Origin of the sequence: Herbiconiux liangxiaofengii (genome assembly GCF_041927335.1) — a bacterium.
Lineage (GTDB): Bacteria > Actinomycetota > Actinomycetes > Actinomycetales > Microbacteriaceae > Herbiconiux > Herbiconiux liangxiaofengii.
In genome coordinates this window covers 186,060-208,581 of record NZ_JBHFHD010000009.1, presented here as the reverse complement: position 1 = coordinate 208,581, position 22,522 = coordinate 186,060, and the positions used below count along the sequence as shown (strand labels likewise).

Here is a 22,522-nt window from a genome sequence, read left to right as displayed (position 1 = left end):
CACAGGCGCCCCCTCTACGATCGAAGTCGATCCAATCTCAGGAGGCATTGTGGCCGAAAGATCCGAAGTCGTTTTCGTCGATGGAATGCGCACCCCGTTCGGGCGTGCGGGCGAGAAGGGCATGTACTGGCAGACCCGCGCTGACGACCTCGCGGTCAAAGCGATCACGGGAGTGCTGGAGCGCAATCCGCAGCTTCCGAAAGACCTCATCGACGACGTGGCCATCGCGGCCACCACCCAGCAGGGCGACCAGGGGCTCACGCTCGGCCGCACCACCGCCATCCTGGCCGGCCTGCCGCTGTCGGTTCCCGGCTACGCCATCGACCGCATGTGCGCGGGAGCGATGACGAGCGTCACCACCGTGGCCGGAGCCATCGCCTTCGGCGCCTACGACTTCGCCATCGCCGGTGGGGTCGAGCACATGGGCCGGCACCCGATGGGCTTCAACGCCGACCCGAACCCGCGCTTCCTCGCGGAGCGTCTGGTGAGCGGCGAGGCCCTCAACATGGGCAACACCGCCGAGCGCATCCACGACCGCTTCCCGCAGCTCACCAAGGAGCGCTCCGACCGCTACGCCATGCGCAGCCAGGAGAAGGTGGCCGCCGCCTATGCCGCGGGCAAGATCCAGCCCGACCTCGTACCGGTCGCCATCCGGAGCGGTGAGGGCTGGGGGCTCGCCACGCGCGACGAGGCGCCCCGCCCCGAGACCACCATGGAGGGCCTCGCCGCTCTCCGAACCCCCTTCCGGCCGCACGGCCGTGTGACCGCGGGCAACTCCTCGGGGCTGAACGACGGCGCGACCGCCTCGCTCATCGCGAGCGAGACCGCGGCCCGCGAGCTCGGGCTGCCGGTGCGGATGCGCCTGGTGTCGTTCGCCTTCGCCGGCGTCGAACCCGAGATCATGGGCATCGGGCCGGTTCCCTCGACCGAGAAGGCGCTGCGGAAGGCCGGCCTGTCGATCGACGACATCGGCCTGTTCGAACTGAACGAGGCCTTCGCCGTTCAGGTGCTGTCGTTCCTGGACCACTTCGGGGTCGACGACGACGACCCGCGCGTGAACGAGTACGGGGGCGCCATCGCGCTCGGACACCCGCTGGCCTCGTCGGGCGTGCGCCTGATGATCCAGCTCGCCCGCCAGTTCGAGGAGCACCCCGAGGTGCGCTACGGCCTCACCGCCATGTGCGTGGGCCTCGGCCAGGGCGGCACCGTCATCTGGGAGAACCCGAACTGGAACAAGAAGGCGAAGAAGGCAGCACGATGACCGACTACTCCACCATCGACTTCTCCGACCTCGAGGCCTTCTCGGCCGACGAGGTGGTCACCCACTCCTACGTGCGCGACGTGCCTCTGAAGAGCGGCAAGACGCTCGCGCTGATCACGCTCGACAACGGACGCGACCACACCCGGCCCAACACGCTCGGCCCCGTCGGTCTGCTGGAGTACCTGCACACGCTGCAGGGCCTCAAGACGCGTGCGGCGGCCAAGGAGATCGACGCCGTCGCGGTGACGGGCAAACCGTACATCCTCGCCGCGGGGGCCGACCTGAGCAAGGTCGGCGACATCCCGAGCAAGGATGCCGCGCGCAAGATGGCCCAGCTCGGCCACTACGCGTTCGGCGAGATGAAGAAGATCGGCGTGCCCACGTTCGCATTCGTGAACGGTCTGGCGCTCGGCGGCGGCGTGGAGGTGGCGCTGGCCGCCGACTACCGCACCATCGACTCCTCGACGCCGGCGCTCGCACTGCCCGAGGTGTTCCTGGGCATCATCCCCGGGTGGGGCGGGGCGTACATCCTGCCCAACCTCATCGGCATCGAGAACGCGCTCAAGGTGATCATCGAGAACCCGCTGAAGAACAACCGCACCCTCAAGGGCCAGGAAGCCTTCGACCTCGGCATCGCCGACGCCATCTTCGGCCCCGGCAACTACCTCGAGGACTCGCTGAACTGGGCCGACGGTGTCATCACCGGTGCCGTGAAGGTGAAGCGGGCCAACGAGCCCGGCAAGGTCGAGCGGCTGGTGAAGTGGGATGCGGCGGTCGGCATCGCGCGCAAGATGCTCGAGTCGCGCATCGGCACCGTCGCGAAGTCTCCCTACAAGGCACTCGACCTGCTGAAGGCCGCCAAGTCGGGCACGCCGGAGGAGGGCTTCGAGCGGGAGGACGAGGCGCTCGCCGAACTCATCGCCGGAGACCAGTTCCGCGCCAGCATCTACGCCTTCAACCTCGTGCAGAAGCGGGCCAAGAAGCCGGCCGGCGCGCCCGACAAGGCGCTCGCCAAGCCGGTGACGAAGGTCGGCATCATCGGCGCCGGCCTGATGGCCTCCCAGTTCGCGCTGCTGTTCGTGCGCCGGCTGCAGGTGCCCGTGGTCATCACCGACCTCGATCAGGCACGGGTCGACAAGGGCCTGGAGTACATCCGGGGCGAGATCGCCGCCCTGCTGTCGAAGGGCCGCATCTCGGGTGACGAGTCGAACCGGCTCAACGCCCTCGTCTCGGGCACCACCGACAAGGCGGAGTTCAGCGACGCCGACTGGGTGATCGAGGCGGTGTTCGAAGAGCTCGGCGTGAAGCAGGACGTGTTCGCGGAGATCGAGAAGCACGTCTCCGAGACGGCCGTGCTCGCCACGAACACGTCGTCGCTCTCGGTGGAGCAGATCGGGGCGAAGCTCGCGCATCCGGAGCGTCTCGTGGGCTTCCACTTCTTCAACCCGGTGGCCGTGATGCCGCTGATCGAGGTCGTGAACGCCCCGGCCACCGACGAGGTGACCCTGGCGACCGCCATGGCCACGGCGGCGAAGCTCAAGAAGACGGCCGTGATCACCCGCGACACCCCCGGATTCGTGGTGAACCGCATCCTGGCGAAGGTGCTCGGCGAAGCCATGCACGCGGTCGACACCGGTACCTCGTTCGAGGTGATGAACCGCGCGCTCGACCGCTTCGGACTGCCCATGACGCCGTTCGAGCTGCTCGAGCTCGTGGGGCTCAAGGTGGGAGCACACGTGCTCGATACCCACCATGCCGCGTTCCCCGACCGGTTCTTCGAGAGTGCGAACCTGCACCGCCTGGCCGAGCACGGGAAGATCTTCGACCGCGACGACAAGGGCAAGATCAAGGGCTTCGACAAGACGGCCGTGAAGATCGTCACCCCCGCGAAGGGCTCCCCCGTCGAGCCGATGACGGAGGACGAGATCGCCCGACGCGTCGAGGACGGCCTGGCCGACGAGGTGCACCGGATGCTCGAGGACGACGTCGTGCACGCCGCCGAGGACATCGACCTGTGCCTCATCCTGGGCGCCGGCTACCCCTTCCAGATGGGCGGCCTCACGCCGTACCTCGACCGCGTCGGAGCCTCGGAGCGCGTGTTCGGCGACACCTTCCACCACCCCCGCATCGAGGGCGTCGCCTAGCCCCTGCGGAGTCGATCGAACGTGGCACGGACCGCGGCCCTCACGGGCCCGGTTCGCGCCACGTTCGTCGTTGTCAGCAGATGTGCGCAGCGCACCGACAGGCTTGATGATGTTACCTCACGTATTATGGGTCGATGTCGGTCATCGACTTCGCGTTGCGGGCCGTGCCCGACATCGTTCCCTGGCCCACCGAGTCATCCAATCTGCTGGACGAAGATACCGGCCAGCCTGTCCAGTACCAGGTCGCCCGGCTCTGGGAGGACCTGGTCGAGCTCGTGGGCAGACTGAAAGGCGCGCCGACGGCCTGCCACGTGGATACCGCGTATCTCGTCCGTGGCCCCGCCATCACTGTGACACCCACGGCAGCACACGAACTGACGATCTCGACGACCTCGTCCGGGTGTACGAAGACCACGGCGGTGAGCTCGACGGAGTTCACCCGCATCATCGCCGCCTTCTGACGTGGCAGCGCGTTCCGGGCGTGCAGATCGATGCGCGCGCAGCCGCGGATCACCAAGTGGCACGCAGAAGGTGGTCTGCAGCGATACTCGCGTCGCTGCAGTGAACGACCCCGCGGCATCCTGGGCTGTCGGTGGCCGTCGCTAACTTCGAGGCATGACCAAGACGCAGTACTATGTGGCCGCCTCGCTCGACGGATTCATCGCCGACCGGCACGGGGGTCTCGACTGGCTGCTGCAGTTCGGGTTCGAAGAGTTCCAGGGCGACTACGACGCGTTCCTCGCCGAGGTCGGCGTCGTGGTGATGGGGTCGAGCACCTACGAGTTCGTCCTGAACGAGGGTGGTGCGTGGGGATTCCCCGACCAGGTCGCGTGGGTTCTCAGCTCACGGCGGCTGCCGGTCGCCGAGGGAGGCGACGTGCGATTCGCGCGAGGTGATGTGACGGCTCTGCATCGCGAGTGGGCGGCCGCGGCCTCGGGGCGCAACATCTGGGTGGTCGGCGGCGGCTCGGTGGCGGCCCAGGTGGCCTACGCGGGGCTGCTCGACGAGATCCTGCTCACCACCGTGCCCGTCGTTCTCGGCGCGGGTACTCCCCTGCTTCCGCTGTCGGCCGCATCCGGGGTGCTGCGGCTCGACAGCACCCACGCGCATCCGAGTGGAGCGATCACCTCTGGCTACACGCTGCGCTGACCGTGGCCGAGCGCGGCATGCTCAGCGCGAGGCGGGGTGGAGGGGCGTCGACCCGGTGTCGGTGACCGGGCCGTCGGAGGTGGGGCCGCTCGAAGCCGGACGGGAGTCGACCGGGCGGGCGATCGGGATCTTGTTGCCGCGCACCTGGGCCACGAGGTCGTCGGCGATCTGCGGCGCCGTGAGGCCCACGCGCTCGAGGATCTCGTCGCGGGTCGCGTGCTCGAGGAACTCGTCGGGCAGGCCGAGCTCGGTAACCGCGGTGTCGACGCCGGCCTCGCGCAGGTCCTGCCGGATGCGCGTTCCGATGCCGCCCACGCGCACGCCGTCTTCGATGCTCACCACGATGCGGTGCGCATCCGAGAGCTCGATCACGCTCCACGGCACGGGCACCACCCAGCGCGGGTCGACCACGGTGCAGCCGATGCCCTGCTCGGCCAGCAGGGCGGCCACGTCGAGCGCGAGGGTGGCCATGGTGCCCACCGCCACGATCAGGACGTCCTTCGACGAGTCCTCCCGCAGCACGTCGACACCGTCGCCCGTGCGACGGAGCGCGGGGATCTCGGCCCCCACGGAGCCCTTCGGGAAACGGATGACCGTCGGCGCGTCCGTCACCCGCACCGCCTCGGCGAGTTCCTCACGCAGACGCTCGGCATCACGCGGGGCGGCGATGTGGATGCGGGGAACGACCTGCAGGATCGCGAGGTCCCACATCCCGTGGTGGCTGGCACCATCCGGGCCGGTGACCCCGGCGCGGTCGAGCACGAAGGTGACGCCGGCCTCGTGCAGCCCGACATCCATCAGGATCTGATCGAACGCCCGGTTCACGAAGGTGGCGTACAGCGCCACGACCGGGTGCAACCCGCCGAATGCCATACCTGCGGCGGAGGTGACGGCGTGCTGCTCGGCGATCCCCACGTCGAACACCCGGGTGGGGAAGCGCTCGGCGAAACGGTGCAGCCCCGTGGGTCGCAGCATGGCGGCGGTGATGCCCACGATCGAGGGATCGCGCTCGGCCTGGACGACCACCTCGTCGGCGAACACGCTCGTCCACGACGGCGCCCCCGACCCCGAGGAGATCGGCTCCCCCGTCTCCGGGTCGATCTGGCCGACGGCGTGGAACTGGTCGGCGACATCGGCCAGGGCCGGCTCGTAGCCACGCCCCTTCTCGGTGATGGCGTGCACGATCACCGGTGCCGCGTAGTCTTTCGCCTGCCGGAGCGCCTCCTCCATCGCCTTGAGGTCGTGGCCGTCGACGGGGCCCACGTACTTGATGTCGAGGTTGGCGTAGAGGGCGGCGTTGTTGGTCATGCGGCTGAGGAAGCCGTGCAGCCCGCCCCGCACCCCGCGGTAGATGGCGCGGCCCACTGCACCCCCGAAGCGGTCGAAGGCCTGGCGACTGGTCTGGTGCAGCTGGCGGTACTTGGTGGCCGTGCGCACCCCGTTGAGGTAACGGGCCATGCCGCCGATGGTGGGCGCGTAGGAGCGGCCGTTGTCGTTGACCACGATCACCAGGTTGCGCGAGTTGTCGTCGCTGATGTTGTTCAGCGCCTCCCACGTCATTCCTCCGGTGAGGGCGCCGTCGCCCACCACAGCCACGACATGCCGATCGGTCTGGCCGGTCATCTCGAAGGCCCGGGAGATGCCGTCGGCCCAGGAGAGCGAGCTGGAGGCGTGCGAGGACTCCACGACGTCGTGCGGGCTCTCGGAGCGCTGCGGGTAGCCGGCGAGGCCACCCTTCTGGCGCAGGCGCGAGAAGTCCTGTCGACCGGTGAGCATCTTGTGCACGTACGACTGGTGCCCGGTGTCGAACACCACCGCGTCGCGCGGCGAGTCGAACACGCGGTGGATGGCGATCGTGGTCTCGACCACGCCGAGGTTCGGGCCCAGATGCCCGCCCGTCTTCGACACCTCCGCCACGAGGAAGAGGCGGATCTCCGCCGCCAAGGCTTCGAGCTCCTCCGGAGTCAAGCGGTCGAGGTCACGCGGACCCCGGATCTGTTCGAGCAGGCTCATACCTCCACCTTCCCACTCCCGGCTGAAATCGCAGTCTACGCCGCACGACGAACGAAGCGGCGGAGAGCAGATCCGCTCCCCACCGCTTCGGACGACACGGCTCAGACCAGGCTGCGCAGCACGTACTGCAGGATGCCGCCGTTGCGGTAGTAGTCGGCCTCACCGGGCGTGTCGATGCGCACCACGGCATCGAACTCGACGGTCTCCTTGCCGGGAGCCGACGACTCGCTCGGAGCCGCGGTGACCCGCACCGTCTTCGGGGTGACGCCCTCGTTCAGCTTCTCGATGCCCTCAATGGTCACCACCTCGGTGCCGTCGAGACCGAGCGACGCCCAGCTCTCCCCCGCGGGGAACTGCAGCGGAACCACGCCCATCCCGATCAGGTTCGACCGGTGGATGCGCTCGAAGCTCTCCACGATCACGGCCTTCACGCCGAGCAGCGACGTGCCCTTGGCCGCCCAGTCGCGCGACGAGCCGGAGCCGTACTCCTTGCCGCCGAAGATCACGAGCGGAGTGCCCGCGGCCTGGTAGTTCTGCGACGCGTCGTAGATGAACGACTGCGGGCCGCCCTCCTGGGTGAAGTCGCGGGTGTAGCCGCCCTCCACGCCGTCCAGCAGCTGGTTCTTCAGGCGGATGTTCGCGAACGTGCCGCGGATCATCACCTCGTGGTTGCCGCGGCGCGAGCCGTAGGAGTTGTAGTCCTTGCGGTCGACACCGTGCTCGTCGAGGTAGCGGCCCGCGGGGCTGTCGGCCTTGATGTTGCCGGCCGGGCTGATGTGGTCGGTGGTGACCGAGTCGCCGAGCTTGGCCAGCACACGGGCGCCGCGGATGTCGGTGACCGGCGTGGTCTCGATGGTCATGCCGTCGAAGTACGGGGGCTTCCGCACGTAGGTCGACTCGGCATCCCACTCGAAGGTGGGGCCGGTCGGCGTCGGCAGCGAACGCCAGCGCTCATCGCCCTCGAACACGCTCGCGTACTCGTGGGTGAACATCTCGGTGTCGATCGACGAGTCGATCGTGGCCTGCACCTCGGCCGCGTCGGGCCAGATGTCGCGCAGGAACACGTCGTTGCCCTCGGAGTCCTGACCGAGCGCGTCGACCTCGAAGTCGAAGTTCATCGACCCGGCCAGCGCGTACGCGATGACCAGCGGCGGCGACGCCAGGTAGTTCATCTTCACGTCGGGCGAGATGCGGCCCTCGAAGTTGCGGTTGCCCGAGAGCACGGCGGTGACGGCGAGGTCGTTGTCGTTGATGGCGGCGCTCACCTCGTCGATCAGCGGACCGGTGTTGCCGATGCACACCGTGCATCCGTAGCCCACCGTGTAGAAGCCGAGGGCCTCGAGGTCGTCGGTGAGACCGGCCTTGGCGTAGTAGTCGGTCACCACCTTCGAGCCCGGAGCGAGCGTGGTCTTCACCCACGGCTTCGACTTCAGGCCCAGCTTGTTGGCGTTGCGGGCCAGCAGACCGGCCGCGAGCATCACGCTCGGGTTCGACGTGTTGGTGCAGGAGGTGATGGCGGCCACAGCCACGGCTCCGTGGTCGAGCAGGTAGTTGTCACCGGATGCGGTGGTCACCGCGGTGGGCTTGGAGAGATCGCCGGGCGCGTGGCTCACGTGGGAGTGCGAGACCTCGTGCGCGGTGTCCTCGTCCTGCGGGGTGAAGCCGATCGGGTCGGAGGCCGGGAAGGTATCCTCCACCGCGGCGTCGACGCGCGAGAGGTCCTGGGTGGCGTAGTCGGCCAGGTCGCGCACGAAGGTGCTCTTGGCGACCGACAGCTCCACCCGGTCCTGCGGACGCTTCGGGCCCGAGATCGAGGGCACCACGGTGCTGAGGTCGAGCTCGAGGTACTCGCTGAAGGTGGGCTCGACCGAGGGGTCGTGCCAGAGCTTCTGCAGCTTCGAGTAGGCCTCGACGAGCGCGATCTGCTCCTCGCTGCGGCCGGTGAGCCGCAGGTAGTCGAGCGTGACGTCGTCGATGGGGAACATGGCGGCGGTGGAGCCGAACTCGGGGCTCATGTTGCCGATGGTGGCGCGGTTCGCGAGCGGCACCTGGCCGACGCCCTCGCCGTAGAACTCCACGAACTTGCCCACGACCCCGTGCTTGCGCACCATCTCGGTGATGGTGAGCACCACGTCGGTGGCGGTGACGCCGGCGGGGATGGAGCCCGAGAGCTTGAAGCCCACCACCTTCGGGATGAGCATGGAGACCGGCTGGCCGAGCATGGCCGCCTCGGCCTCGATGCCGCCCACGCCCCAGCCCAGCACGCCCAGGCCGTTGACCATCGTGGTGTGCGAGTCGGTGCCGACACAGGTGTCGGGGTAGGCGCGGAGGACTCCGCCCACCTCTCGGGTGTACGTGATGCGCGCCAGGTACTCGATGTTCACCTGGTGCACGATGCCGGTTCCGGGCGGCACGACCTTGAAGTCGTCGAAGGCCGTCTGACCCCAGCGCAGGAACTGGTACCGCTCGCCGTTGCGCTCGTACTCGATCTCGACGTTGCGCTCGAGGGCGTTCTCGGAGCCGAAGAGGTCGGCGATGACCGAGTGGTCGATGACCAGCTCGGCGGGAGCCAGCGGGTTGATCTTCGACGGGTCTCCGCCGAGGCTGCTGACGGCCTCGCGCATGGTGGCGAGGTCGACGATGCAGGGCACGCCGGTGAAGTCCTGCATCACCACGCGCGAGGGCGTGAACTGGATCTCGGTGTCGGGCTCCGCCGTGGGAACCCAGCCGCCGAGGGCGTTGATGTGCTCCGCCGTGATGTTCGCACCGTCTTCGGTGCGGAGGAGGTTCTCCAGCAGCACCTTGAGGCTGAACGGGAGCTTCTCGTGGCCCGGCACCTGGTCGATGCGGAACACCTCGTAGGAGGTGTCACCGACCTTCAGGGTGTCTTTCGAACCGAAACTGTTGACTGCCGACACGTCGACCTCACCTTCGCTGACTCACGCACAATCTTCGTGCCCGAGAGGGGTGCTGGCTAGCAAGGGGAACCTAACCGCAGCAGGCCCCGGATGCTCGTTCACACCTGATTGATTTATCTTGACGTCAAGATAAATATAGCACCCCGGGCGGCGTCATTCCCGGTCGGACACGAGGCCCTTGGAGCGCGCGAACCGGTACCAGAGCTCGATGCCCAGTGCGCCGGCGGCCCCGACCCCCACGGCGACACCGAGGCCCGGCAGCCCCGGCACCTCGAGGGCGAAGAAGTCGCGGGCGAGCGGCACCACGAACGCCAGCGCGAAGGCGAGCGTCACCGAGCCGATCAGCACCAACCGGGCCCGGGAGAACGGGCGGGCCAGCACGCTCAGCACCCAGAGCGACACGATGAACAGCGTCACGGTCACGAGACTGCGCGCCTCAGCGAGCGGCAGCCAGTCGCTGAGCCAGGCGAACGAGGCCACCACGGCCGCCGAGGCGATGAGTCCCGCCGGCACGGAGAAGCTCAGGATGCGCCTGAGCACCCCCGGCCGGTAGCGCCGGCGGTTCGGCGCCAGCGCGAGGAAGAACGACGGGATGCCGATGGCCAGCGTCGACACCAGCGTCATCTGCCGGGGCAGGAACGGGAAGCGCCAGAGCAGCACCGCCACCACGAGGGCGAGCACGATGCCGTACACCGTCTTGGTGAGGAAGAGGTTCGACACCCGCTCCACGTTCGCGATCACCCGGCGCGCGTAGTCGAGCACGGTCGGCAGCCGGTCGAACCGGCCCTCCAGCAGCACGATGCGGGAGACCGCTCGGGTGGCGGGGGTGGCGTTGCCCATGGCGATGCCCAGATCGGCGTCCTTCACCGCCATGGCGTCGTTCACCCCGTCACCCGTCATGGCCACCGTGTGACCCTCGGCCTGCAGCTGATGCACCACCCGACGCTTCTGCTCCGGTGCCACCCTGCCGAACACCCGCGTGGTCGCCAGGGCCGAGGCGAGCTGCTCGTCGGCCACCAGGGTCGTCGCGTCGAGGGCCTCGCCCGGCAGGCCGAGCTCGCCCGCGATCGCCCCCACGGTCACGGGGTTGTCGCCCGAGAGCACCACTACGCGCACACCCTGCTCGTCGAAGTAATCCAGGGTGGGGCGGGCATCCGCGCGCACCGACTCGTGGAACACCGCGATGGCGGCCGGCTGGAATCCCGGCCCGGGAGTGGCGCGATCGGAGTAGTCGCCGGCCAGGCCGTCACCACGACCGAGGGCGAGTGCCCGGCGACCACCGGAGGCGATCTCCTGAGCAGACGCAAGCGCATCCGGAAACCCGTCGAGCAGGCGTTCGGGCGCGCCGAGCAGCCAGGTCTCTGGCCCCGCGCCGCGGTCGAGCGTCACGGCGCTGAAGGCGCGGCGGGAGTTGAAGGGCAGCCGCTCGAGCACCGCGCTGCCGTCGTCGGCGAAGTGCGTGCGCAGGGCGAGGGCCGTCTGGTTCGCGGCCACGTCGTGGGCGATCAGGCCGAGCACGGTGTCGATCTCGCCGTCGCCGATGGGCGGCGCTCCAGCGGCCGGCTCGATGCTCACCAGGCGCTCGAAGCCGATCTCCCCGGTGGTGAGGGTGCCGGTCTTGTCGAGGCAGAGCACGTCGACCCGCGCCAGCACCTCCACGGCAGCGAGCTCCTGCACAAGCACCTTCTGCCGGCCGAGCTGGATGACGGCCACCCCGAAGGCGAGGCTGGTGAGCAGCACCAGACCCTCCGGGATCATGCCCACCACGGCCGCCACGGTGTCGATACCGGCCTGCCGGTAGTCCTCGAGGGTGGTGCCGTCGCCGCTGTAGGCGATGACGCGCCCGATCACCACCACGGCGATCACCGGCAGCAACAGCCAGGTGAGGTACACCAGGATGCGCGTGGTGGCGGCCCGCAGCTCGGAGTACACCACCGAGTGCCGCTTGATCTCACGCGTGAGCGTGTTGGCGTAGGAATCGGCCCCCACCGCGGTGACGGTGGCGTCGGCCGTGCCGGAGACCACGAGCGACCCGGAGAGCACCGGGTCGCCCTCGTGCTTGGCCACGGGCTCCGACTCCCCTGTGAGCATCGACTCGTCGACCAGCAGGTCGCTCGCGCTGCCCAGGGTGGCGTCGGCCGTGATCTGGTCGCCGGGGCGCAGCAGCATCAGGTCGTCGAGCACGATCTGCTCGGGCCGGATCACCACGACCTCGCCGGAGCGCCGCACCGCCGTCTCGGGGGCCGACAGCAGCGCCAGCTTCTCGAGACTCCGTTTGGCGCGCAGCTCCTGAACGATGCCGATCAGCGAGTTCACCACCACGATGCCGAAGAACAGCCCGTCGCCGAGGTCGCCGAGCAGCAGCACGGCCACGAAGCACACGGTGAGGATGCCGTTGAAGAACGTGAGCACGTTCTCCCTCAGGATGCTGCCCACCGAACGCGACAGCGAGGAGTCCTGCACGTTCACCTGGCCGCGGGCGACGCGCTCGGCGACCTCCTCGGCGCTCAGTCCCGACGCGACCCCCCGCGTCGTCGGCTCCCCCGGCGCCGCCACTAGGGCACGGTCGGTTCTGCGGCAGGAGCCTCGCCGGCGGGCTTGGCGTAGGCCGCCCGGACGAGCAGCCAGGTCACCCAGAGCAGGCCCGCGTACAACGGAACGCCCATGATGAGCTTTACCGAACCGAGCCAGGTGGTCTCGCCCGCGAAGTAGAGGGGCAGCTCGAACAGCAAGCGGGCGGCGAACAGCCCCACCCAGCACCAGGTGGCCACCAGCACCACCCGGCCCTTGGCCGGGTCGGTGCGGTAGCCGGCAGGGTCGTTCGCGAGCAGGCCGACGATCACGCCGATGAGGGGCCTCCGCACGATCAGCGACACCAGCAGCACCACGAGACACACGCTGTTGATCAGGATGCCCACCAGGAAGTTGTCCTCAGCCCGCCCGGTGAACAGGGCCAGCGCCGCCGAGATCCCCACGCCGAGCAGGCCCGCGATGGCGGGCATCGGTGCGCTCCGGCTCACCAGCCGGACGATCACGAACAGCACCGACACGGCCACCGGCGCCACCACGGCGAGCACCAGGTCTTTGGTGAAGGTGTAGAGCACCAGGAAGGCCAGCCCGGGCAGGATCGACTCGATCAGACCGCGCACGCCGCCGATGGCGCGCAACAGCGACGACCCGGACGGCGTCTCACCGGGCTTCACCTGGCCGATCCCCGCGTTGCGGGCGGCCTGCGCGAAGGCCTCGTGGAAGGTGGGCGGCCGCTCGTCGTTCGTCATCGGCGGTTCAGCCGGCGGCGGGGGCGGCCCCGCCCGAGGCCGCGGTCTTCGGGATGCTGAGCGGGATGAGGTCGCGCGGCGGCATCGGCTGGTTGCCCCGCACCACGACGACGCTGCGGAACAGTTCCTCGATCGCCGCCTTCGCGGTGGCGTTCTGCACCGCCTCGCCGGCGATCACACCGCGCAGCAGCCAGCGCGGACCGTCGACCCCGATGAACCGGGCGATCCGCATTCCCTGCGTGCCGTCGGGCGCCGTGGCCGGCACCCCGGCGACGAGCTCGGGCCCGAACGGGCCGACCTGCGCCGTGCTCTTGCCGCCCTGCTTGAGGATCTGGTCTTCGATCTGCTCGCGGATCTCGTGCCAGAGCCCGGTGGATCGCGGAGCGGCGAACGCCTGCACCTGCAGGGTCGATCCGGCGTAGTCGAGGCCCACCGCGACGACGCGGTTGGTGCCCTCCTCCACCTCGAGGCGGAGGTGCAGGCCCTCGCGCGGCAGGATCTTGAGCCCGCCCAGGTCGACGTAGGGGCGGGCGGGGTTCGCTTCGGCGGCGTCGAAGGGGCCCTCGGTGGCCCGATCGACCGGGCCGGACTTGGCGTCGCGGTCGACCACCTCGGCCGCGTCGTCGGCCGTGGTCTCCAGCTCGCCGTCGGTCTGGTCTTCTGGCACGAGTTCGTTGTCGGTCATGACTGGTTTCCGTTCGTGGGCGACGAGTATCCGGTCGATCCGAAGCCGCCCTGGCCCCGATCGCTCCCGGGGAGCGTCTCGACGGGCACGAACACGGCTCGAGTCACCGGCATCACGATCAGTTGCGCGATTCTGTCGCCGACGGCGATATCGTACGGCACTGCGCTGTCGGTGTTCAGAAGCGCCACCTTGATCTCGCCGCGGTAGCCCGCATCCACGGTTCCGGGTGAATTGACGATGGTGATGCCGTGCTTGGCCGCGAGGCCCGACCGCGGCACCACGAAGGCCGCGAAGCCGTCGGGCAGTGCGATCGACACCCCGGTGCCCACCAGGCGGCGCTCACCCGGAGCCAGCGTGAACGCCTCGGCGGAATGGAGGTCGGCCCCGGCGTCGCCCGGGTGCGCGTACTCGGGAGGCCGTTCGGCGGTGATCAGGATCTCGACGGTGGAAGTCACGAGTCGAGGCTAGGGCATGGGGGGCGCCGTGTCGGAGCGGCCGGGCAAAGAATGATCGAATAGGAGCATGTCGCTCTATCGGGAACGCCTCACCCCGTCGCCCTGGGTCTTCGTGGTCACGGCGCTCGTCATCCCCGCCAGCATCCTCGTGTTCGCACCGATCACCGCGGTGCCGGGCATCCTCGTGGGAATCCTGGTGGGCGTAGTGCTCTACGCCGGCGTGCTGGGGGTGCTCTTCGCCACGTCACCCGTGATCGAGGTGTCCGGCGGGCGCCTGCGGGTCGGCCGGGCCACGATCGACCTCGATCTTCTCAGCGGATGCACGGCTCACGAGGGCGACGACGCCACGGCCGAGCGCGGTCCGCGGCTGGATGCCAGGGCCTACCTCTGCATCCGTGGCTGGGTGGGGCCGGTGGTTAAAATGCGAATCGCCGATCCGCTGGATCCGACACCGTACTGGCTGGTGTCGACCCGGCGTCCCGGCGATCTCATCGATGCGGTGACGGTGCGCTGAGCGCGTCGCGTCGAGGGCCTCTTAGGAGGCGCACTCCACGCAGATCGCGCCCAGCTTCTCCTCGTGATCGATCTGCGAGCGGTGCTTCACCAGGAAGCAGCTCACGCAGGTGAACTCGTCGGCCTGCGGAGGCAGGACGACGACATCCAGATCGAGGTCGGAGAGGTCTGCGCCCGGCAGCTCGAAGCCACCAGGATTGTCGGCGTCATCGACATCTACGACGCCGGACATCTTGTCCGGAACTCGCTCCTTCAGCGCTTCGATCGAGTCGGAATCGTCGTCGGTCTTGCGCGGTGCGTCGTAATCAGTCGCCATGCCCATCCACTTCTTGAATACAGCCGTTTAACCAAATCGGCGGCGTTAGTTTGCATCATTGATGCTCGAATAGCAAACCGTCGAGTGAGCAGTGAATACTCACGCCGCCATCAACTTCCGGCGCGCCCGGAACATTCCCCGGTCCAGGGCTTTGGCCGTGGCATCCTGTCAGCGAACAGTGACCTCTGGAGGCCTTTCGTTATGCAGGATCTGACGGTAATCGGAGTCGAGAACGGGGCGTTGATCGTCTCGAGCGACGGCGGCGAGCGTTTCCGCATCGTCATCGACGACGTGCTGCAATCCCGGCTGCGGCAGAGCATCGCGTCCGCCCAGAGCGGAAAGAAGGTCTCGCCGCGCGAGATCCAGACCCACATCCGGGCGGGCCTGTCGGCCATCGAGGTCGCCGAGCTCACCGGCGCCGACGTCGAGTACGTGGAGCGCTTCGAGGGCCCCGTGCTCGCCGAACGCCAGTTCATGGTCGAGCAGGCGCTGCGCGTACCCGTGCAGCCCACCTCCCCCGCCGACCCGCTCGGCGAGGAGCCGCTCACCACGTTCGGCGACGCCCTGCAGGAGCGTCTGGACGGCCTCGACGCCCGCGACGTGCGCTGGGCCAGCTGGAAGGACGAGTCGGGCTGGATCGTGAAGCTCACCTTCACCTCCCGCGAGATCGAGCACGACGCCCGCTGGCAGTTCGACCCCAAGCGCCATGTGCTCACTCCTTTGAACAACGAGGCCACCACCCTCTCCCGCCACGGCGAACTCACCGAGGGCCTCATCCCGAGGCTCCGCGCCGTGTCGGCCACCGGCGAGAGCGACCGCTTCGACAGCGGCGCCTTCGCGACGATCGACCCCGCCACCGATACCACCGAGACGACGGATGCGGGCGAGTCATCGACTCCCCCGGCCGCGCCCGAGACGCCGACCACGGTGGTCGGCGCGAGCCGCCTGCTCCGCGACCCGTCGCGTGACGCCTCCGGCCGCGCGGACAACCGGCCCTTCGACGCCTTCGCGGTCAAGCGATCCGACGACTCGGAGTCGGGCGATCACAACCAGACGGCCGACCTGCTGGAGGCCCTCCGGCGACGCCGGGGCGAACGCGAGGCGGCGGCCTTCGAGCCGCAGGCGACCGAGGAGCACCCCGTCTTCGGCGGACCGCGCCCGATCAGCACCGAGCCGGCGTCGATCGAGCCGTTCGGACTGGAGAGCCCCGACACCCCTCTCGAGGGCCTGGACGCCGAGTTCGGCGGTGCGGCGGGCTCCCGCGACGGCCACGGCTCGGGGAGCCAAGGCTCCGGCGGTCACGGTTCCGGCAGCAGCGCGAAGACGAAGCGTCAGCGCGCGGCGATGCCGAGCTGGGACGAGATCGTGTTCGGCGCCCGCAGCGACGACGACCCGGCCTGACGTTCGAACGGCCCGACCGGTGCGGCCGGAACACCGGAACAGCCCCACTGAGACCCGGCGACCGCCGGCTCAGCGGGCGTAGGCCCCGGCTCTGAGCAGCGGCACCATCGTCTCCTCGTCGGTGATCGAGCCGTGCTGGCCGATCATCGACTGCCCGGTCGTGTCGCCGTCACGGCCGTCGTAGTACGCGACCCGCTTGCGGGCGGCCACGAGCACGTCGCCGATGCGCGGCAGCACCACGGGGTCGACCTCGGCCCCGAACCAGCCGGCTTCCACCGCCTCGTCGCGCGTGGCTATCCAGGCCCGTGAGCCCTCAGCGGCCCGCCAGGCCTCCGCGAGGCGATCGGCGGCCGCCGGGCCGCCCGCCGTGAGTCCGGGCTCCAGGTACAGCTGCAGGCAGCGCGGATCGCCTCCGACATGGGCGACACCGTCGACGAGGTCGGGGACTCCACCGAAGATCACGTGGTCGGCCGCCGGTACGTCGATCACCCCGTGGTCGGCGGTGAGCAGCATCCCTTCGCCGGGTCGGAGGCCCGCCACGAACCCGGCGTACGCCGCATCCAGCGTCTCGAGGGTCGCGAGCCAGCGATCGGACTCCCAGCCGCGCGCGTGGGCCAGTTGATCGAGTTCGGGTACGTACAGGTACACCAGCCGGGAACCGCCCTGGTCGAACAGGCGCCGTGCCGCGTCGAAGCGATCGTCGATCGTCGCCCCGGTCACGTACTCGGCCCCCCGGAGGATGGCCTGGGTGAGGCCGGAGTCGCTGTACTTGGCGGGCCCGACGACGTTGGACGGGATGCCGCCTCGCCGGAGCTTCTCGAACACGGTGTCGCGCCGCTGCCACACCGTGGGCGGCATCAGGTCCGACCAGCCCGAGAGCTGGTTCACCACGCCGCCGGCCGCCGGTACGAGCGCCGTGTAGCCGACGATCCCGTGTTGACCGGGCCGGCTGCCGGTGGTGAGGGAGGTGAGAGCGGCCGCGGTCGTGGTGGGAAAGCCGCTCACGATGCTCGACCGCTTGGTGAGCGTGGCGACCAGCGCACGGGCGTGACCGGCCCGGGCCCGGAGCGACGAGGTGCCCAGCCCGTCGACCAGCACGACGAGAACCCGGGAGGCCGGCGGCAGATCGAGGCGGTTCGGGCGGCCGGAGAGCGACTCGGCGCAACTGGGCAACACGTCGGCCAGCGTCAGCTCCGAGGCCGCACGCGTCGGTAGCATGGTCACCATTCGGCCAATTCTGGCACACGACCCCGCTCGCACCCTCGCACCAGGGCACCCCGCGCAGCACCTCGAGAAACCACTCAATGACAGCAGCGAAGAACGATCCCACCGACACGGGCGTAGAGAAGATCCTCGACGTCGACGTCTCGACGGAGATGCAGGACTCGTTCCTGGAGTACGCGTACTCCGTCATCTACTCCCGCGCCCTGCCGGATGCGCGCGACGGCCTGAAGCCCGTGCAGCGCCGCATCCTGTACATGATGAGCGACATGGGCCTGCGCCCCGACCGCGGCCATGTGAAGAGCGCCCGCGTGGTGGGCGAGGTGATGGGCAAGCTGCACCCGCACGGCGACACCGCCATCTACGACGCGCTGGTGCGGCTCGCCCAGTCGTGGACGATGCGCGTTCCGCTCATCGACGGTCACGGCAACTTCGGCTCGCTCGACGACGGGCCCGCCGCCTCCCGGTACACCGAGGCCCGGCTCGACTCGTCGGCCATGGCCATGGTGGAGGGCCTCGACGAAGACGTCGTCGACTTCGTGCCGAACTACGACAATCAGCTCACCCAGCCCGATGTACTGCCCTCGGCCATCCCGAATCTGCTCGTCAACGGAACCACCGGCATCGCCGTGGGCATGGCCACCAACATGGCCCCGCACAACCTGATCGAAGTGGTGGCCGGCGCGCGGTACCTGCTCGAGCATCCCGAGGCGACGCTGGACGAACTGATGTCGTTCATCCCCGGGCCCGATCTGCCGGGCGGGGGCACCATCGTGGGGCTCGCCGGCATCCGGGACGCCTACGAGACGGGGCGCGGCGCCTTCAAGACCAGGGCCAAGGTCTCGGTCGAGAACCTCACGGCGCGCAAGGTGGGCCTCGTGGTCACCGAGCTGCCGTACCTGGTGGGGCCCGAGAAGGTGATCGCCAAGATCAAAGACGGCGTGACCGCCAAGAAGATCCAGGGCATCAGCGACGTCACCGACCTCACCGACCGCACGCACGGCCTGCGCCTCGTGATCGGCATCAAGACCGGCTTCGACCCCGAGGCGGTGCTGGAGCAGCTCTACAAGCTCACGCCGCTGGAAGACGGCTTCAACATCAACAACGTGGCGCTGGTCGACGGTGGGCCGCTGACCCTCGGCCTCCGCGACCTGCTGATCGTCTACATCAACCACCGCATCGACGTGGTGACCAGGCGCACCCGGTTCCGCCTCGACCGCCGGCGCGAGCGCCTGCATCTGGTCGAGGGCCTCCTGATCGCCATCCTCGACATCGACGAGGTCATCCAGGTCATCCGCACCAGCGACGACGGAGAGGAGGCACGGGGCCGCCTGATCGAGGTGTTCGAGCTCAGCCTGCTGCAGGCCGAGTACATCCTCGAGCTGCGGCTGCGCCGCCTCACCAAGTTCTCACGCATCGAGCTCGAGGCCGAACGCGACCGGCTGCGCCAGGAGATCGCCGAGCTCGAAGCGCTGCTGGCCGACCCGGCCCTCATCCGCCGGGCCGTGTCCACCGAGCTCGACGAGGTGGCCGAGAAGTTCGGCACCCCGCGCCGCACCCTCCTCACCGAGGCCCGGCCCCAGGCCGCCGGCAGCGGCCGCCGGGCCCAGCCCGTGCTCGAGGTGGCCGACGCACCCTGCGTGGTCTACCTCAGCACCACCGGCCGCGTGCTGCGGGTCGACCGCGACGAGAGCGTCGAGGGCGATGGCCCCGCCGTGTCGCCGCCCGCCGTGGCTCAGCGCCGCAGCAAGCACGACGCCATCCGCAGCGAGGTCGAGACCACGCGCCGCTCCGAGGTGGGGGCGATCACCGACACCGGCCGCCTGATCCGGATGCCTGTGCTCGACCTCCCCTCGGTGCCGGTCAGCTCCGTGCAGCTCGGTGCAGGCGTGCGGGTGAACGACTACCTCGGCATCGACGCCAAGCGGGAGAGGATCGTAGGCCTGGTGTCGCTCACCTCCGCGGTGCCGATCGCCCTCGGCACCGCCCAGGGCGTCGTCAAGCGCGTGACCGCGGGCGGCTACCCCGCCAAACCCGACTTCGAGGTCATCGCGCTCAAGCCCGGCGACCGGGTGGTGGGCATCGCCCAGCACTCCGAGGACGACGAGCTCGTCTTCATCACCTCGGATGCGCAGCTGCTGCGCTTCTTCCAGGCGAGCGTGCGGCCGCAGGGAGTCTCCGCCGGCGGCATGGCGGGCATCAACCTCGGTTCAGGGGCCAGTGTGATCTGGTTCGGCTCGGTGCCCGACACGGGCGACGCCGTGGTCGTCACGATCGCCGGCAGCACCGGAACGCTCGCGGGCACCGATCCCGGCACGGGCAAGGTGTCGGACTTCGCCGAGTTCCCGCCCAAGGGCCGGGCCACCGGCGGAGTGCGCGCCCACCGCTTCCTGAAGGGCAAAGACGTGCTCACTGTGGCCTGGGCCGGGCCGGCGCCTGCGCTCGCCGTGGCGAACGACGGCGCCGCCCGGACCCTCCCCGAGGTCGGGGCCCGACGCGATGCGTCGGGAGTGGGTCTGGGCGGCGTCGTGGGATCGATCGGATCGGCACGCTCAGCCGGCTAGCGGCCGGCCGGGCGGCTACTCGGAGAGCAGCTTCGCCGACTCGTCGTGCCATCCGGTCGCGACCTGGGAGAGCTTCTCCTGGTACTTGCGGCCGTGGTGGGCGCAGAAGAGCAGCTCACCGCCCGACGGCATGTCGACTCGGATGTAGGCCTGGGCGCCACAGCTGTCACAACGGTCGGCCGTCGTGAGCTGGTACGCGTTCTCGAGATCGGAAACAGCGCCGGTGTCTGCAACTGACTGCATCTTCTGCTCCTTCTAACGGCTCGAACGTTCTCTGGGTGGTGTTGCAATCAAAGCACTGTTCCGGGAGGTGACGACGCGAATCGGGTGTGTTTCGCTGTGCGCGTACGGCGAATGGACAGGCTGTCCCGAGGCCGGGTGTGGCGCGGCGGCGGGCCCGGTGCGAGCCGTTAGCCTTGAAAAAGGAGCCGTTCGACTGCTCCGCCCGAACGCGAAGGAGAACCGGTGGCCGCACCGTCCGACTACTCAGCCCGGCACCTGTCGGTGCTCGAAGGACTCGAGGCCGTTCGCAAACGCCCCGGAATGTACATCGGCTCCACCGACTCGCGCGGGCTCATGCACTGCCTCTGGGAGATCATCGACAACGCGGTCGACGAGGCGCTCGGAGGGCACGGCACGTCGATCGACATCGTGTTGCGTGCCGACGGCAGCGTCGAGGTGCGCGACACGGCCCGCGGCATCCCGGTCGACATCGAGCCCAAGACAGGGCTGAGCGGTGTCGAGGTGGTGTTCACGAAGCTGCACGCCGGCGGCAAGTTCGGCTCGGGGTCGTATGCGGCATCCGGCGGTCTGCACGGCGTGGGGGCGTCGGTGGTGAACGCCCTCTCTGAGCGCCTCGACGTGGAGGTCGACCGCGACGGCAAGACCTGGGCGATGTCGTTCCACCGGGGCGAGCCCGGCATCTTCGACGACCGCGGCGGTGAGCCGAGCCCGGATGCGCCGTTCACGCCGTTCGAGAAGCAGAGCGAACTGCGCGTGGTGGGCAAGGTGAAGAAGGGCGTCACCGGCACCCGGGTGCGCTACTGGGCCGACCGGCAGATCTTCACGAAGGGCGCCGAGTTCCAGACCGACGACCTCGTGGTGCGGGCCCGGCAGACCGCGTTCCTCGTTCCCGGCCTCGGCATCGAGATCGACGACGAGCGCGGCGAGGAACCCCGCCGCGAGTCGTTCCGCTTCGACGGGGGCATCTCCGAGTTCGTGGAGCACCTCGCCGCCGATGCCCCGGTCACGGAGACCTGGCGCATCCAGGGCACCGGCGGCTTCACCGAGACCGTGCCGGTGCTGTCGGAATCGGGTGCCATGCTGCCCACCGAGCTCCGGCGCGAGGTCGAGGTGGACCTCGCCCTGCGCTGGGGAATCGGCTATGACACCGAGTTCCGCAGCTTCGTGAACATCATCTCCACGCCGAAGGGCGGCACGCACCAGGCCGGCTTCGAGACCGGGCTGCTGAAGTTCCTGCGGCAGACGGTGGAGGCGAACGCCCGCCGGCTCAAGGTGGGCAACGACAAGCTCGAGAAGGACGACGTGCTCGCCGGCCTCACCGCCGTGCTCACCGTGCGGCTGCCCGAGCCGCAGTTCGAGGGCCAGACCAAGGAAGTGCTCGGCACCCCGGCCGTGCGCGCCATCGTGTCGCAGGTCGTGACGAAGGGTCTCGCCGAACGCTTCTCGTCGACCAAGCGCGACGACAAGACACAGGCTTCGCTCGTGCTCGACAAGGTCGTGGCCGAGATGAAGTCGCGCATCTCGGCCCGCGCCCACAAGGAGACCCAGCGCCGCAAGAACGCGCTGGAGTCCTCAACCCTGCCCGCGAAACTGGTCGACTGCCGGTCATCGGACGTCACCAACAGCGAGCTCTTCATCGTGGAGGGCGATTCGGCGCTCGGCACCGCGAAACTCGCGCGCAACAGCGAGTTCCAGGCGCTGCTGCCCATCCGCGGAAAGATCCTGAACGTGCAGAAGGCGTCCATCGCCGACATGCTCTCCAACGCGGAGTGCGCGTCGATCATCCAGGTGATCGGTGCTGGTTCAGGCCGCTCGTTCGACCTGCCGGCGGCCCGCTACGGCAAGATCATCCTGATGAGCGACGCCGACGTCGACGGCGCGCACATCCGCACGCTGCTGCTCACCCTGTTCTTCCGCTACATGCGACCGCTGATCGAAGACGGCCGGGTCTACGCGGCCGTTCCCCCGCTGCACCGCGTCGTGGCGATCAACCCCGGTTCCAAACCGAACGAGACCATCTACACCTACTCCGAGGCCGAGCTGAACGGCGTGCTGGCGCAGTTGAAGAAGTCGAACCGCCGCTACCAAGACCCGATCCAGCGCTACAAGGGCCTCGGCGAGATGGATGCCGACCAGCTGGCGTCGACCACGATGGACAAGCGGTACCGCACCCTGCGGCGGGTGAACGTCTCCGACGCCGCGGCCGCCGAGCGGATGTTCGAACTGCTGATGGGCGACGAGGTGCCGCCGCGCAAGGAGTTCATCATCCAGGGCTCCGACCGCCTCTCACGCGACCGCATCGACGTCTGACCTCTCGTCGAGTTGCGTCGAATCGCCCCTTTAGGCTCCGCCAGAGGGCGA

17 protein-coding genes are annotated in these 22,522 nt (G+C 69.2%); 8 read left to right on the top strand and 9 right to left on the bottom strand.

Going from position 1 to position 22,522, the window contains the following annotated elements; genetic code table 11:
* Positions 1-49: 49 nt before the first annotated feature.
* From ACEXOR_RS09800 to ACEXOR_RS09785, 4 genes are all read left to right on the top strand, one after another.
* Positions 50-1,261 carry a thiolase family protein gene (locus ACEXOR_RS09800; protein ID WP_374849430.1) on the top strand — a complete coding sequence of 404 codons (1,212 nt, stop codon included), beginning with the start codon at positions 50-52 and terminating at the stop codon, positions 1,259-1,261.
* Positions 1,258-3,405 (top strand): 3-hydroxyacyl-CoA dehydrogenase NAD-binding domain-containing protein, encoded by a 2,148-nt coding sequence (locus ACEXOR_RS09795; RefSeq protein WP_374849428.1) that lies wholly within the window; start codon positions 1,258-1,260, stop codon positions 3,403-3,405. The genes ACEXOR_RS09800 and ACEXOR_RS09795 overlap by 4 nt, the downstream gene beginning before the upstream one ends.
* Positions 3,406-3,539: 134 nt before the next feature.
* Complete coding sequence (locus tag ACEXOR_RS09790) at positions 3,540-3,866, top strand: hypothetical protein (protein WP_374849427.1); 327 nt, start codon at positions 3,540-3,542, stop codon at positions 3,864-3,866.
* A 154-nt stretch (positions 3,867-4,020) separates the two neighbouring features.
* Positions 4,021-4,554: a dihydrofolate reductase family protein gene (locus ACEXOR_RS09785; protein WP_374849426.1), complete on the top strand. Its 534-nt coding sequence runs from the start codon at positions 4,021-4,023 to the stop codon at positions 4,552-4,554.
* Positions 4,555-4,575: 21 nt separating this feature from the next.
* On the opposite strand, the gene dxs is transcribed toward ACEXOR_RS09785, so the two are convergent.
* From dxs to dut, 6 genes are all read right to left on the bottom strand, one after another.
* Entirely contained in the window at positions 4,576-6,567 is a 1,992-nt protein-coding gene (dxs, locus tag ACEXOR_RS09780) for a 1-deoxy-D-xylulose-5-phosphate synthase (RefSeq protein WP_374849424.1), read from the bottom strand.
* Between the two features lie 101 nt (positions 6,568-6,668).
* The gene (acnA, locus tag ACEXOR_RS09775; RefSeq protein WP_374849422.1) at positions 6,669-9,485 is read right to left on the bottom strand and encodes an aconitate hydratase AcnA; all 2,817 of its coding nucleotides are present in this window, start codon (positions 9,483-9,485) and stop codon (positions 6,669-6,671) included.
* A 153-nt stretch (positions 9,486-9,638) separates the two neighbouring features.
* On the bottom strand, positions 9,639-12,041 hold the full coding sequence (locus tag ACEXOR_RS09770; RefSeq protein ID WP_374849421.1) for an HAD-IC family P-type ATPase: 2,403 nt from the start codon (positions 12,039-12,041) through the stop codon (positions 9,639-9,641).
* Positions 12,041-12,763: a DUF3159 domain-containing protein gene (locus ACEXOR_RS09765; RefSeq protein WP_374849419.1), complete on the bottom strand. Its 723-nt coding sequence runs from the start codon at positions 12,761-12,763 to the stop codon at positions 12,041-12,043. The genes ACEXOR_RS09770 and ACEXOR_RS09765 overlap by 1 nt, the downstream gene beginning before the upstream one ends.
* A gap of 7 nt (positions 12,764-12,770) precedes the next feature.
* The gene (locus ACEXOR_RS09760) at positions 12,771-13,448 is read right to left on the bottom strand and encodes a DUF3710 domain-containing protein (protein WP_374849418.1); all 678 of its coding nucleotides are present in this window, start codon (positions 13,446-13,448) and stop codon (positions 12,771-12,773) included.
* Positions 13,445-13,903, bottom strand: coding sequence for a dUTP diphosphatase (dut, locus tag ACEXOR_RS09755; protein WP_374849416.1), 459 nt, complete (start codon positions 13,901-13,903; stop codon positions 13,445-13,447). The genes ACEXOR_RS09760 and dut overlap by 4 nt, the downstream gene beginning before the upstream one ends.
* 67 nt (positions 13,904-13,970) lie before the next feature.
* Here dut and ACEXOR_RS09750 point away from each other — a divergent pair, with 67 nt between their 5' ends.
* Positions 13,971-14,417, top strand: a complete 447-nt coding sequence (locus ACEXOR_RS09750) for a DUF3093 domain-containing protein (protein ID WP_374849415.1) — start codon at positions 13,971-13,973, stop codon at positions 14,415-14,417.
* A gap of 21 nt (positions 14,418-14,438) precedes the next feature.
* Here the strand turns inward: ACEXOR_RS09750 and ACEXOR_RS09745 are convergent, their stop codons facing one another.
* Positions 14,439-14,732, bottom strand: coding sequence for a DUF4193 domain-containing protein (locus ACEXOR_RS09745; RefSeq protein WP_066038695.1), 294 nt, complete (start codon positions 14,730-14,732; stop codon positions 14,439-14,441).
* 201 nt (positions 14,733-14,933) lie between these two features.
* Between ACEXOR_RS09745 and sepH the strand changes: the two genes are divergently transcribed.
* A complete protein-coding gene (sepH, locus tag ACEXOR_RS09740) occupies positions 14,934-16,133 on the top strand; it encodes a septation protein SepH (RefSeq protein WP_374849413.1) in 1,200 nt (399 codons plus the stop codon).
* A 69-nt stretch (positions 16,134-16,202) separates the two neighbouring features.
* Here sepH and ACEXOR_RS09735 read toward each other — a convergent pair whose 3' ends face one another.
* Positions 16,203-17,360 carry an alkaline phosphatase family protein gene (locus ACEXOR_RS09735; RefSeq protein WP_374849412.1) on the bottom strand — a complete coding sequence of 386 codons (1,158 nt, stop codon included), beginning with the start codon at positions 17,358-17,360 and terminating at the stop codon, positions 16,203-16,205.
* A 77-nt stretch (positions 17,361-17,437) separates the two neighbouring features.
* Between ACEXOR_RS09735 and ACEXOR_RS09730 the strand changes: the two genes are divergently transcribed.
* Positions 17,438-19,918: a DNA gyrase/topoisomerase IV subunit A gene (locus ACEXOR_RS09730; protein WP_374849411.1), complete on the top strand. Its 2,481-nt coding sequence runs from the start codon at positions 17,438-17,440 to the stop codon at positions 19,916-19,918.
* Between the two features lie 15 nt (positions 19,919-19,933).
* On the opposite strand, the gene ACEXOR_RS09725 is transcribed toward ACEXOR_RS09730, so the two are convergent.
* Positions 19,934-20,161 carry a DUF7455 domain-containing protein gene (locus ACEXOR_RS09725; RefSeq protein WP_374849409.1) on the bottom strand — a complete coding sequence of 76 codons (228 nt, stop codon included), beginning with the start codon at positions 20,159-20,161 and terminating at the stop codon, positions 19,934-19,936.
* Positions 20,162-20,383: 222 nt separating this feature from the next.
* Here ACEXOR_RS09725 and ACEXOR_RS09720 point away from each other — a divergent pair, with 222 nt between their 5' ends.
* A complete protein-coding gene (locus ACEXOR_RS09720) occupies positions 20,384-22,471 on the top strand; it encodes a DNA gyrase/topoisomerase IV subunit B (protein WP_374849408.1) in 2,088 nt (695 codons plus the stop codon).
* Positions 22,472-22,522: the final 51 nt, after the last annotated feature.